Raw genomic sequence first — 14,338 nt, forward strand, 5'->3', positions numbered from 1 at the left:
AGTAACTTGAAACACACCGAATTACAATGTAAACACTTAATGGCGTTCTGCTTTTATTTTTAGGTAACAACTTATTCACACTGGATCGGCTTCGGAGCCGTTAGGATGCAAGAGAGGTAGGGCTTGCGTCGTTTAGGTTTAAAAATGGTCAAGTGGAATTTTGTACCGCGGCAAAGTTTATAATTGATGAATACGATACATCTTGTGGAGTAGCAAGTTACTAAGAAAAGCGCAAGCGCCTTAGTCAGCCCCGACAAGCGTTGGAGGGCCGACCGGTGAAGTCGTTCTTTGACTTCATTGGGCGGACCGAAACGTCTCGAGGGGCTAGGCGCTGAAGCTGCACAATCTCGAAGTAAATATTTTATTACTTTACTCAAAAAGCGAACCGGTACCGGTTCGCTTTTTCTAATTTTATATAGCTTTATATCGCATCTTCCACTTTCTGCGTTCCTTGTTTTCCGGATGCTTCACGTCGGTATGATGGCAGGATAATCTCTACCTCCGTTCCGACGTTTGGTTCACTCTTATAGGAAATCGTCCCGCCCATTGCTTCGATAATTTTTATTGAAACAGATGTACCAAGACCAGTCCCTTTGTCTTTTGTTGTATAAAACAGTGTACCAATTCTCGCAATCTGCTCACTGTCCATGCCTTTTCCTGAATCGGTAATGATTATGTATGACTCATTCCCTGCCGAAGACTGGCGGATGAAAACTTCCCCGCCATCATCTGTGGCTTCTACCGCATTTTTTATGATATTGACAAGTGCCTGTTTCAATTGATTCCGATCTGTGTTTACATATACTCCCCATTCGAGCTGGACATTCACCTGTACCCCTTCCTTGACTGCAAAAGCCTCCAAGAGTAAAGTGACTTCCGTAATAATTTCAGCAAGCTGGGCTTCTTCAAGTTTTTCGAATTGAGGCTTTGCAAAATTCAAGTAATCATTAATGATAGATTCTGCCCTGCCAAGCTCGGTCAGCACGAGACTCAAATAATAATGGTTATCGCCTTTTTCTTGTTTGTGCATCATCTGCAGGAATCCTTTGACCACTGTCAGCGGATTGCGGATCTCGTGTGCTATTGATGCAGCTAGTTCTCCCAGCGTATTTAATTTTTCTGCCCGCAGGATTTCTTTTCTCATCAAATCCTTTTCGATCATTGATTCATTGAGAATTGCAGCTACCCAGACGGCAAAAACCTGGATGGCTCCGAAAATGGCAACATTCATCATGACCCCATTCGTGTCACCAGCGTTTGGTTTATTAATTAAAATATTGACCACAAGTATCAATAGCATGGAAAAAGAGGGCCAGAACCCGACAAAGACAGCCGTCTTAATCCTCTTTTGTGCATCAAACTTCCAAAACCTCTTTGTGAATATAATCGGTACAATTGCCGCCAGAATACCACTGGCATAGCCAAGCACAAGGTCCCCTCCCAGGAAGGTCCTTGTTGCAAGATAGGAAAATAAAACCATCGTCCCAGCAATTGGTCCTCCATATAAAAATGCCAGTACCAATGGAACATATCGCAAATCCCAGAATAACCCGCCTTCTTCATATGAAAATGCCAATGACAAAAAAACAGAGAGACTTTGGAGCACACCACACAAATAAGGAGATTGACCAACCCTCTTGTTATCAAAAAGGACACTATGAATAAATATTGGCATCAAGATAATTAAGACGTTTAATAGCAGTTTCTCGGCTAGCATCTTATCTTCTCCATTCGAAGAGGATTGTAAAAAGCAGAAGTCCCTTATTATTGATCGAGGTTGTTTAGATAGATGGCTTTCCTATAAAAATACGACAAACAAATCTCCACTCCTCTATTCCCCGGGAAATTTGTCATATTATAAGAGAAAACAAAAAGGAGAGCCATTTTGGCTCTCCTTCTAAGAGTTCATCAACATTTTCTTTTCAAGCTGACTTGTATAAAGGCTATGATAAAAACCTTTTTCTTCAAGCAGCTCTTCATGATTGCCCTTTTCAATAATATTTCCGCTTTCGATTACAATGATCTGGTCAGCGCTCTTAATCGTATTCAGCCTGTGGGCAATGATGAAGCTGGTCCTGTCCTTCAACAAATGCCGGAGGGCATCCTGTATCTTGAGTTCTGTAATGGTATCAATACTGCTCGTAGCTTCATCCAAGATCAAAATCGACGGATCAGCCAGGATCGCTCTGGCAATGGACAATAGCTGTTTTTGTCCCTGGCTGATACCGGCATCGTCAGGGCTTAATTCTGTTTCATAGCCATCAGGCAATCTATTAATGAAGGTATGGGCGTTAGCTGCCCTGGCAGCTTGCTCAACTTCTTCATCGGTCGCATCCAATCTTCCGTAGCGGATATTATCGCGGATGCTTCCCTGGAAGAGGAATGAATCTTGCAGTACAAACGCCATTTGTGTTCGCAGGCTTTCACGGGTGATTTTTTTGCTGTCAGTACCATCAATCAGAATCATTCCACAGTCAGGTTCATAAAATCGCGATATCAAATTAATGATGGTTGATTTTCCAGCTCCTGTAGGACCAACCAGAGCAATGCTTTCTCCCGCTTCAGCATTAAATGAGAGATTGGTTACAGTGTCACCACCCTTTACATAGGAAAAAGAAACATCCCTGAATTCGACTTTCCCTTTGATGTTTGGAAGTGGTGCTGCTTTTCGCTCATCCACCGCTTCTTCATCTGTGTCAACGATATCAAATACTCTGTCAGCTCCTGCAACGGCAGAGAGCAAGGTATTGAACTGGTTGGACAGGTCGTTCAGCGGTCTTGTGAACTGTCTTGAGTACTCGGTGAAAATGACAATTGTCCCAATCGATACCATACCCTTAAGGGCAAAATAGCCGCCAGCCGCAGCTACAATGGTAAAACTAAGGTTATTGAGCATATTCATCAATTTAGGAATGAATCCAGTAAACGTCTGTGCCCAATACCCTGATTGCTTCAGTTGCTGATTTTTGATTCGGAATTCTTCAATGACTTTTGGCTCCTGTGAAAAGGATTTTATGATTTTCTGGCCAGATATCGTTTCCTCAATATAGCCATTCATTTCCCCAAGCCTTCGCTGCTGCTCTTTGTAAAGCTTACCAGTCCTGCTCGTAATCCATTTCATCCCCAAGAACATCAGTGGCACAATGATCATGGTGACGAGCGTCAACAAAGGACTAAGCCAGATCATGACAGCGAGTGTTCCTATCAAGGTCAGCACACTTGAAAAAATCTGGATTACGGAAGAGTTCAGGGTAGCTGATACATTCTCAATATCATTGGTTACCCTGCTCATCAGCTCGCCATGCTGGCGTTTATTAAAGAAATCGATTGGCAGCTTATGAAAATGGGTGAATAGCTGCTTCCGCATGGTATAAACCGTCTGTTGGGCAATTCCGATCATCCAATAGCTTTGCAGCCACAATGATATAGAATGCAATCCGTAAACAGCTGCCAGACCGGCTAAAAGCCAGGTAAAACCCTCTGATGAATCTTCGGCGAAATACTCATCTATTCCCCAGCCTATTAAAAACGGGCCAAGCAGACCAAGACCGGAGCTGGCAACGACCATTAAAAGGACGAGGATCAACAAACTCCTGTGATCCGCAAGATATGACCATATTCTTTTGACCGTCGCTCCCAGGCCGCGCGATACTCGTTTATCTTTTGGCTTTTTTATCACTCTGCCTTCACCTCCCCAAACTGGGAATCGTAAATAGCCTGATAAAGCGGAGAGTGCTGCAGCAAAGATTCATGGTCTCCAGAACCGATTAAAGCCCCATCTTCCAAAAGCAGGATTTTATCCGCTTCTTTAGCTGTGCTGATTTTTTGAGTGATAATGATAGTTGTGCATTTGTATTTGCTTATCGCATTAAGCAGTTTTGCTTCTGTTTTCAGATCCAGCGCACTGGTACTGTCATCCAAAAGCAGAATTTTAGGATTCTTGATCAGGGCACGAGCAATGGATAACCTCTGCTTCTGTCCCCCTGAAAGATTCACACCCTTTTGCCCTAAAAGCGTATCGTATTGATGAGGGAGCTTTTCGATCGTCTCATGCATTTGAGCATTAGCTGCAGCCTCGATCAACTCCTCATCGGTGGCATTCTCTTTCCCCCACTCAAGATTTTCCTTGATTGAACCAGTGAACAACAGCGCCTCCTGGGGAACATATCCAATGTGCTCCCTAAGACTTTTTAGTTTCAAGTCTTTTATATCGCGCCCATCGATTCGGATTATACCGCTGGTCACATCGTACAATCGCGGGATAAGCTGAAACATCGCTGTCTTTCCCGCACCTGTTGCCCCCATGACAGCCACGGTTTCTCCCGGTTCAACGGAGAATGATACGTCATGAAGTATGGGAATATTGGTGTTAGGAAATTGGAATGATACACGGTCGAATTCAATTTTTCCTTTTTTAATTCCGTATTCCTCACTGCTTTCAGATGTGTCCTGCAAGTCAATTTCTTCATTCAGCACATCCATCACACGTTCAGCCGAAGCTCTGGCCCTGGAATAAACCATGATAATCCAGGAAAACATTGAAAAAGCAGTCGTGATTCTTGCTGCGTAGTTCACGATCGCAACTACTTCCCCAACAGAAACTGCCCCTGTCATGACTTCTATTTTTCCAAACCACAGGACAGCAATGATACTTAAATTCATGAATAGAAGGAGCACAGGAATAGTCGTCTCTGTGACTCTCAACGCAAATACTGTTTTATTCTTTAGTTGATTGTTAGCTGCTTCAAAACGTGCACCTTCATGCTCCCCTCTGGAAAATGCCTTGATCAGCCTCATTCCAACCAGATTTTCTCTCATAACACCGTTCACCTTGTCGAGTCGCTGCTGGACACTTTTAAACAACCCTGCCGCCTTCGTCATGATCCAAATAAGGAAAATCAGTAGCGGCGGAATAATAACAACAAAAGCAAGTGCCAGTTTCACATTGACGAACATTGCCATTGTTATTCCGCCGATGACAAGCAAAGGCGCACGCATTGCAATCCTAAGGCTCATGAACAAGGTGTTCTGAAGCTGCGTCACATCATTCGTGATTCTTGTGATCAAAGATGATGACGGAAAGTTGCTGAAGTTGGTGAATGAAAAAGATTGGACCTTAGCAAAAAGTTTCTCGCGCAAATCATATCCAAAGCTTTGTCCGGCATGGGAAGCAATAAATGAGTTCGTAATACCCGATGCAAAAGCCAGAAATGATAACCCCAGCATGACTGCTCCCCATTTCATGACCGTATCCAAATCTCCGGCTGCAATCCCTTCATCGATGATTTTGGCCATCAGCAAAGGCTGCACAAGCTCGACCGCCAACTCAACAAGCATCAAGCTCAGAGCAGCGGCAATCGGGATGCGGTACGGTTTGACAAATGAAAATATATTCATGAAGATATGACCCCCAGTTGAAAACGAACTGTAATTATTTCGACCTTCGAATTTTATATCTTCTATCATACCTCTTTCAGGGAATATTTTGAATTAAAAGATAAAAAAATGTTTTACTTTAAACGGCGCAATTATATACGATTATTTTCCTCTTCATTATTATGAAACACAAAACAAGCCGGCTGCAATTTACAGCCGGCTTGTTCATATCAGGAATTCTGCACTACATGGTCCTTCAGCTGGTCGCGGAGAGCCCTTTTCAGGAATTTCCCCACAGACGTCTTAGGGATTTCCTCCATAAAGACAATATCATCTGGCAGCCACCACTTGGCGAATTGCGGTGCGATGAATTCGAGCAGTTCCTGCTTATTAACTCTATCTTTATATTGTTCTTTCAGAACAACGCAAGCAATCGGACGTTCCTGCCACTGCTGGTGCGGGACTGCGACGACACTTGCTTCAAAAACTGCTTCATGCGCCATCAGGGCGTTTTCAAGGTCGACAGATGAGATCCATTCCCCGCCGCTTTTGATCAAATCCTTCGTTCGGTCAACAAGCTTGATGACACCTTCCTCGTCAATCGTGGCCACATCGCCTGTGTAAAGCCAGCCATCACGGAAAGCATCGGCAGAACGCTCATCCCTGTAATATTCGTCTGCAATCCATGGTCCCCGCAGCAATAGCTCTCCCATTTCTTCGCCGTCCCACCTAACTTCTCCATTACCGCCGATGACTTTCATTTCCAGGCCTGGAACAAGGAGTCCCTGCTTGGATCGGATATCGAGAATTTCTTCTTCATCCAGACCGACCTGGTAGCTCTTCAGTCGGGAAACCGTTGCCAGAGGTGTGGTTTCTGTCATGCCATAAGCATGCAGGAATGGGATTTTGTATTTCGTTTCGAACGCTTTGATCATGCCGCGAGGAGCAGCTGAACCTCCGCAGACAATGGATCTTAATGAAGAAGTATCGTAATTTCCTTTTTCAAGCTCATTCAGCAAGCCAAGCCAAATCGTTGGAACACCTGCGGTAAAAGTGACTTTTTCCTGCTCAATCAAATCGGCAAGAAGCTTGGGTGTGAAAAGCGGCCCAGGAAGCACTTGCGTTGAGCCGAACCATGTCGCGGCGAATGGCAGACCCCAGGCATTGGCATGGAACATCGGCACAACTGGCAGGACGACATCGGTTTCGGATAGCGCAGCAGTATCGGCCAGACCGAAAGCGAAGCTGTGGAGGACAATCCCTCTATGGGAGTAAACGACGCCCTTTGGATTCCCTGTAGTCGCCGATGTATAGCACATTCCAGCCGGGTCATTTTCATCGAGATCCTTCACGAATTCGAAATCGGGGCTGTATTCACGCAAAAGGGCTTCATAGGAATATACCGGCTCCAATGTTGTCTCCGGCAGTTCGTCTTTGTCGGTCATGATGATGTATGCTTCAACAGTCTTAAACTGATCCTTGCTTCGCTCAATCAGCGGGAGCAAGTCTTCATCGACCAATAAAACCTTGTCTTCTGCATGGTTGATGATATAAGAGATATGTTCAGGAGACAATCGGATGTTGATGGTATGGAGCACCGCCCCCATCCCTGGTGCCGCGAAGTAAACTTCCAGGTGGCGGTGGTGATTCCATGCAAATGTCCCGACCCTGTCGCCTTTTCCGACACCAAGGCCCTCAAGAGCGCTGGCCAGCCTGCGTGTCCGCTCACCAATTTCTTTGTAAGTGAACCGTTGGATACCTGATAGTGTTCGAGATACGACCTGTTTTTTCGGGAAAAACTTTTCTGCTCTTTCCAATAGCGAACCTACTGTCAATGGAACATTCATCATACCGACATTTCCCCTTCCACTTTTAAAGATAGACATCTATTATGTGCTGCTCTTTATGCTAAGCCAGTCTTTCAAAATTTCTTCTGTCTGTTCCCCTTTTTTGGGAGAAACCGCTCCCTCTTTTGCAGGCAAATCGCTGTGCATTTTTATTTGTCCCAATGGTGAAACAAAGTCTTTTTCGCTCCAATAAGGGTAATTGGCCAGTTCACCTGCCTCCAGGACTGGAGTCAGGCAGCAGTCCACCTTCATTCCAAAATCAGCCCAGAATGGCATCGGTTTGCTTTTAAACAGTTCAACAAGCGCAACATACACTGGATTGGACTCGCCCGCCTTGGAATAATGAGCTGAAAGCCAATCCTCCCGGCCGACAGCCTGGCAAAAATTACGCCAGAACTTCGGCTCAAGAGCTCCCAAGCTGACATATCTTCCATCCTTTGTTTCGTATAAGCCATATCCGATCACTTTCCCATTCAGCACAGAAACACCATGTTGATAGCCTGTTTCTTTTTCTATCAGGACATGGTTCGCCATCAATGAAGCCATGCTGTCGGCAATGGCAATGCAATGATAGCTGCCTTCTCCGGTTTTCCCTCGGGCAACTAGGCCTGCAAGGATACGCTCGCTTGCCGCCATGCCGCCTATATAATCTGAAAATGTATGAGTCGGATGAATCGGTCTTCCATTGCTATCCTTCATTTGGGCAAGTGCTCCGCTCAGGCTCATATAATTGAGATCATGGCTGCCCAGGCTGCTCATTTCTCCATTCTGCCCGTAACCAGTCAACGAGCAATAGACGATTCCTGGGTTGATCTTTTTAACCGTCTCATAACCGAGCCCGAGTTTATCCATCACTCCGGGTCTGAAACTCTCCACAGCTGCATCTGCCCTGGCAAGCAAATCGAGGGCAAGCATTGTGCCTTCTTCCCGCTTAAGATCGATGACAATGCTTTTTTTGCCGCGATTATGGGCGCTGAATACATACCCTTCACCAGTGTTCCTTGCCGGGTCTCCCTCCGGCGCTTCGACTTTGATCACTTCCGCACCAAGCTCAGCCAGCCTCAGAGTCATGAATGGACCAGGGATATAATTGGTGAAATCGACAATTTTAATACCATCTAACATGTCAAAAAATCCTTTCCATTACGTCGGCTGCCCTTTTGAAAATAATTCTTCCATTTGCTTTCTGAGCATGAATTTCTGGATCTTTCCGCTCGCATTCCTTGGGAGTGCCTCTACAAATAGATATTTTCGAGGACGCTTGTAATTTGCCAGGCTGTTGCTGTTTTTGCACCATTCATCCAAATCTTCTTCCGTGACCTGCTGGTCTTTTTTTACGACAAAGGCTGTTACGGATTCTCCCCAGCGGTCATCCGGCTGTCCGACGATTGCTACATCGAGCACACCCTCATGAGCATGCAGTACATCTTCAACCTCACGCGGATAAATATTTTCGCCGCCGCTGATGATCATGTCATCCACCCTGTCCTTCACCCACAGGTAACCCTCTTCATCCAGGTATCCAATATCCCCTGAATGGTACCAGCCTTTGTACATCGCTTTTTCAGAAGCTTCTTCACGATTGAAGTAACCTGACATCATGCAAGGGCCCTGTACGATAATCTCACCGCTTTCACCTGGAGGCAAAATATCCTCAGGATCGGATGGGCCCTCCTCGTTCGGGCGGACAATCCTGATTTCATGGTTCAAGCACGCCTGGCCTGCCGCACCTGCTTTTGTCAGCTGGTCTTCCTCGTTAAGGAAGGTGATTGCCGGCCCCATTTCTGTCATTCCATATGCCTGGACGAGCTTTATGCCCAGTTTGTCGTGGCAGGCATGGACAAGCGAAGGCGCCATTGGGGCAGCACCATACAGGCCAAGCTTCAGGCTTTCGATATTATAATCTGCAAGATTTTCCTGCAATAGCATGTTCCACATTGTTGGTGCAGCAAAGAACTTTGTGATTTTTTCAGAATCTATCAACTCAAGCACTTTTTTCGGGGCGAATTGGTGCAGAATGACATTGCTTCCGCCAACATGGATTCTTGGCAGGAAAGCACAATGCAGTTCCGCACAATGGAACATCGGCGCCGTCACGAGACCCACATCATGTGCACCCAGTTTAGTTGAGCCAATAACGATCAGGCTCTGCTCGACCATGTTTCGGTGCTTGTGCATGACTCCTTTTGGCCGGCCGGTCGTACCGCTTGTATACATGATGGCGTAAAGATCGTTTTCGTCTACTTCAATATCAACAGACTTCATTTCTGATGCTTTTACTTTTTCATGGTAGCATTGGGCATACTCAGGAGTATCCTCGTCAATGTACCAGAAAGAGATATGTGGGAATCTGTTTTCAATGGAGGCAATGACTGGTTCCACTGCCTTTTCAAAAAGGACAACCTTTGGCGCTGCGTCCCCGAGGATAAATGCAACTTCCTCTCCCATCAGCCTGAAGTTGACAGGATTGAAGACAGCACCGATTTTCGCACAGGCAAAAAACGCCGTTCCCAATTCCTCGGTATTGAACATGAAGGTCGATACCCGATCACCTTTCTTCACACCTTCAGCCAGAAGTGCATTGGCGAGCCTGTTCACCTCATCATTCCATTCACTGTAAGTAAAGCGGACATTTTTGCGGACATCATAGAGGGCTTCCTTGTTCGGGAACTTCATTACGGTCAAGTCAAAAATCTTGCCGATCGTCGTGCTCATTTGCATTCCTCCTAATATAGTAAAATGTCTATTGGGTGCTTTACTTCTGGATGAGTGTTCAGTTTTTTGATTCTCCTTTATCTGCACATTAGGTCCATTTATGTGACGATAAACTTCCTTAGTCCTCCTTTATCGGCACATTAACTTCATTTATGTGACGATAAACTTCGTTTTTTTCTTTCAGATTATGAATTGTAAATTTACTAGGATTTCAGTTATTGATAGTACATGTTTTTTAGTGTGGAGCCGTCTTTATTGGTTACCCCTTTTCTTGTCCACGCCGGTTTTTGGGCATAAATAAACCTGCATCAATCCAGCCTCTCTATAATGGTTGCGTTCGCCATGCCGTGCCCTTCGCACATTGTCTGCAGCCCATAACGGCCTCCTGTCCGTTCAAGCTCATGCATCATCGAGATCATCAGGCGTGCGCCGCTCGCTCCCAGGGGATGCCCGAGCGCAATTGCTCCTCCATTCGGATTCAGCTTTGCAGGGTCTGCGCCTGTCTCCTTAAGCCATGCCATCGGTACCGGTGCGAATGCTTCATTCACTTCGAATACATCGATGTCTTCAAGCTTCAGTCCGGCTTTTTTGAGCACCTTTTCGGTAGCTGGAATCGGTCCTGTCAGCATCAAGGTTGGATCCGAGCCAACTACCACTCTCGTGTGGACCTTGAAGCGCGGTTTCAATCCAAGTTCTTCAGCTTTATCCCGGCTCATCAAGAGAAGGACACCTGCACCGTCACTGATCTGGCTGGAGTTACCTGCATGGATGACACCGTCCTCTTTAAAAACCGTTTTCAAACCGGCAAGAACTTCAGGTGTAGTACCTTCCCTCGGCCCTGAGTCGTCGGTCAACAAGGTCTTTTCACCATTCTCCAGTGTTACTTCAAGCGGCATAATCTCCTCTTTGAAGTACCCTTCTGCCTGTGCCTTCAAAGCGCGGCGATGGCTTTCGGCTGAGAACTCATCAAGATCCCTGCGTGTAAATCCGTATTTTTCAGCTATACGTTCTGCTGAAAGCCCCTGGTGGATCAACTCATATTTTTCTCTTAGCTTCTGACTAAACGGATGAGCATTCTGATAATTCGAGCCCATTGGCACCCGTGTCATATTTTCGACGCCACCTGCGATGACAACGTCCATGTCACCGGCCAAAATTGCCTGGGCAGCAAAATGGACTGCCTGCTGGCTCGAACCGCATTGCCGGTCGATCGTAGTTCCTGGTACTTCAATCGGGAATCCTGCAGTCAATGCCGCCACCCTGGCTATGTCACCTGATTGTTCACCCGACTGGGTGACACAGCCGAGGATTACATCCTCCACTAGTGAAGCATCGATACCAGCCCTCTTCACAACTTCTTTAAGCACCTCTGCCGCTAGCTCATCCGGCCGGATATCCTTCAATAACCCCTTCCTTCTGCCGACAGGGGTCCTGACAGCTTCAACAATCACAACTTCGCGCATATTCATCTTCCTTTCTGTTTACCGACATCTGTATTAGTATCTTTGACTCTTCGAATCTATAAGCCAAGATTTTTAGCAATGATCGTCTTCATGATTTCATTCGTTCCGGCGTAGATGCTGGCAACCGGGATATCGCGGAATCTTCTTGCAATCTCGTATTCTTCCATGTATCCATAGCCGCCATGGAGCTGCATGCATTCAGCGGCGATCTTCCTTGCGCTGTCAGTCAGCTTCCACTTGGCCATCGATACCTTAGTAACGATATCCTTGCCCTCAATGTGCTCAGCAATCAGCTGGTCAAGGAACGCCCTTCCCATTTCAATTTCTGTTGCCATCTCAACGATCTTGAACTGTGTGTTCTGAAATTTGCTGACCGGTTTGCCGAAGGCTTCACGGCTTTTTACGTAATCGATGGTCTGCTTGAGCATCACTTCCGATGCAGTTTGCGCAGCAATTGCCACAAGCAGGCGCTCCTGCTGAAGCTTTTCCATTAAGTAAAGGAAGCCCTTACCTTCTTCCCCGAGCAGATTTTCCTTTGGTACCCGGCAATCCTCGAAGATCAGTTCAGCTGTATCCTGGCAGTGCAATCCGACCTTGTTCAGCTTTCTTCCCCGCGAAAAACCCGGTGTATCCCGTTCGACGACGAGAAGGCTGACCCCTTTATGCTTCGGGTTTGCCTTTGGATCTGTTTTACAGGCGACGACAATTAAATCCGATTGGATTCCGTTTGTAATGAATGTTTTTTGGCCATTTAAAATGTAGTGGTCTCCATCAAGGATTGCTGTAGACTGGATGTTTGCCAAATCCGAACCGGTCCCTGGTTCAGTCATCGCGATCGCTGTGATGATTTCCCCAGTCGAACACTTTGGCAGCCAGCGTTTTTTCTGTTCTTCAGTGCCATAGGCTGTTATATACGGCACAACAATGTCATTATGCAGCCCTATTCCCACAAGGCCCGAGCCCACCCGTTCGAGCTCTTCGTTGATGACAACAGCAAATCCCCAGTCGACCTCACTGCCGCCGTACTCCTCATCAATATCGGGACAAAGATACCCCTGCTCCCCCATCTTCGTCCAGAAGGAGCGCGGAATCATCCGGTCTTCTTCCCATTGTTCGTAAAAAGGATATGCTTCCTTCTCTAAAAATTTCCTTAATGACCTGCGGAAAATTTCATGGTCATCCGTTAAATAAGGATGTTTCATTTTGCGTCTCCCCTTTCTATCAAGCTGCTAAAGCTTTACTTCATTCAATTTCTGGCGAAGCTGGTATTTTAATATTTTTCCAGAAGCATTCCTTGGCAGCGCCTCTTCAATAAAAATCTTTCTTGGAACTTTATAGCCTGCCAGCTTTTGGCGGCAAAAGCCTTTAAGTTCCTGTTCATCGACAACAGCCCCCTGCTTAGGCACGATGACGGCACAGACAGCTTCTCCCCATACTTCATCCGGCAATCCGATGATCGCCGCCTCAAGAACAGCAGGGTGTTCATAAAGGACTTCTTCTACTTCGATCGAGTACACATTTTCACCGCCGGAAATGATCATATCCTTTTTCCGGTCGACGAGAGTGATATATCCTTCTTCATCAATCGTGGCCAGGTCTCCTGTATACAGCCAGCCATCTTTGATTGTTTTTGCCGTTTCTTCTGGCTTCTTATAGTATTCTTTCATAATGGATTCACCTTTGATGACAAACTCCCCTACAGCACCAGGTTTGGTATCCCTGCCTTCTTCGTCCACCACTCTTGCCTCGGTCAGGAACGATGCCTTTCCACCTTTTCCGAGATGGTTCTTATGTCCATCAGGACCAAGCAGGATTCCTCCAGGCCCGGCTTCAGTCAGGCCGCATAGATTGTAAAACTGATCCGTCCTGAACAACTCCATGCTCTTTCGGACAAGTTCCGGGGCCATCGGTGCAGCACCGTAGCCACATCTTTTAATCGAAGAAAGGTCGTAGTCAGATGCATTTGGCACCTGGAGCATGAAGTTATACATCGCCGGCACCCCGAAGAAGTGCGTGATTTTATGTTCCTGAATCGCTTTCAGCGTTGTCACTGGATGGAAATCGCGATGGATGATGTGGGTAGCGCCAAGTACGACACCTGATATCAGGAATAAGTTGAGCTGTGCTGAATGGAACAGCGGGGCGATATGGAGGAAACGCTCCTCCTGGTTGATTCCCATGCTGATCATCATTGTCAGCCCGACATTGAATACCCGTTTATGGTCAAACAACGCACCCTTTGGTTTTCCGGTCGTTCCTGATGTATATAAAATTTCTAGGTCATCATGATCGCTGACTTCAATAAGCGGGTTTTCAGTACTGTCCGTCAGCAAGCCATTGTACGAATGATGGCCTACAGTTTTAGGAGTTCCAGTTGTAATGACATGTATAACGTTTGTTCCTTCTCGGGCAGAAGTAATGATATCCTCAAATTCATCATCACAAATGACCATTACAGAACCAGAATGATCGAGTATGTAGTGGACCTCAGAAGCTGTCAGGCGAAAATTCACCGGCACGATGACAGCACCGATTTTAGCTGCTGCAAAAAAAGCAAAAACGAATTGATCCGAGTTCTTCATCATCAAAGCAATCTTCTCGCCCTTGAGAACTCCGAGCCCAAGCATGCCATGAGCCAGTTTATTTACTTCCTCATTAAATTGCTTGTATGTGAACCTTCTGCCTTCACATTCAATCGCAAGCTTATCTGGTGTTTTCCTTGCATTTTGAGTCAAATATGATCCAATATCCATCCTCGATTGCCCCCCTGGTTTTATTTGAAAACGCCTTCATTATTTAATATGCAATAATTATGCCAATTTTCAAATAATGATAAATCCAGTTAAACCAAGACCGAAATTTGCCTGTGCACCAAACAAGGTGTCTGAAAATTGGACACCTATTTTGGACAGAATACAATTACTGTTGGTTGACGGC

General features: G+C 46.0%; 9 protein-coding genes. All 9 read right to left on the reverse strand.

Going from position 1 to position 14,338, the window contains the following annotated elements:
• Positions 1-421: 421 nt before the first annotated feature.
• Positions 422-1,717: an ATP-binding protein gene (locus ACXAEA_RS18885; protein WP_475097386.1), complete on the reverse strand. Its 1,296-nt coding sequence runs from the start codon at positions 1,715-1,717 to the stop codon at positions 422-424.
• Positions 1,718-1,897: 180 nt separating this feature from the next.
• A complete protein-coding gene (locus ACXAEA_RS18890) occupies positions 1,898-3,679 on the reverse strand; it encodes an ABC transporter ATP-binding protein (protein WP_475097387.1) in 1,782 nt (593 codons plus the stop codon).
• Positions 3,676-5,397 carry an ABC transporter ATP-binding protein gene (locus ACXAEA_RS18895; RefSeq protein ID WP_475097388.1) on the reverse strand — a complete coding sequence of 574 codons (1,722 nt, stop codon included), beginning with the start codon at positions 5,395-5,397 and terminating at the stop codon, positions 3,676-3,678. The genes ACXAEA_RS18890 and ACXAEA_RS18895 overlap by 4 nt, the downstream gene beginning before the upstream one ends.
• Before the next feature lie 209 nt (positions 5,398-5,606).
• A complete protein-coding gene (locus ACXAEA_RS18900) occupies positions 5,607-7,226 on the reverse strand; it encodes a long-chain fatty acid--CoA ligase (RefSeq protein ID WP_475097389.1) in 1,620 nt (539 codons plus the stop codon).
• Positions 7,227-7,265: 39 nt separating this feature from the next.
• Positions 7,266-8,348 carry a CaiB/BaiF CoA transferase family protein gene (locus ACXAEA_RS18905; protein WP_475097390.1) on the reverse strand — a complete coding sequence of 361 codons (1,083 nt, stop codon included), beginning with the start codon at positions 8,346-8,348 and terminating at the stop codon, positions 7,266-7,268.
• 18 nt (positions 8,349-8,366) lie between these two features.
• Positions 8,367-9,938 (reverse strand): fatty acid--CoA ligase, encoded by a 1,572-nt coding sequence (locus ACXAEA_RS18910; protein WP_475097391.1) that lies wholly within the window; start codon positions 9,936-9,938, stop codon positions 8,367-8,369.
• A gap of 308 nt (positions 9,939-10,246) precedes the next feature.
• Positions 10,247-11,401, reverse strand: coding sequence for a thiolase family protein (locus tag ACXAEA_RS18915; RefSeq protein WP_475097392.1), 1,155 nt, complete (start codon positions 11,399-11,401; stop codon positions 10,247-10,249).
• Between the two features lie 56 nt (positions 11,402-11,457).
• Positions 11,458-12,603, reverse strand: coding sequence for an acyl-CoA dehydrogenase family protein (locus tag ACXAEA_RS18920; RefSeq protein WP_475097393.1), 1,146 nt, complete (start codon positions 12,601-12,603; stop codon positions 11,458-11,460).
• Positions 12,604-12,630: 27 nt separating this feature from the next.
• Positions 12,631-14,154: an acyl-CoA synthetase gene (locus ACXAEA_RS18925; protein ID WP_475097394.1), complete on the reverse strand. Its 1,524-nt coding sequence runs from the start codon at positions 14,152-14,154 to the stop codon at positions 12,631-12,633.
• Positions 14,155-14,338: the final 184 nt, after the last annotated feature.

The organism is Mesobacillus sp. ABV4_180, from assembly GCF_056158485.1.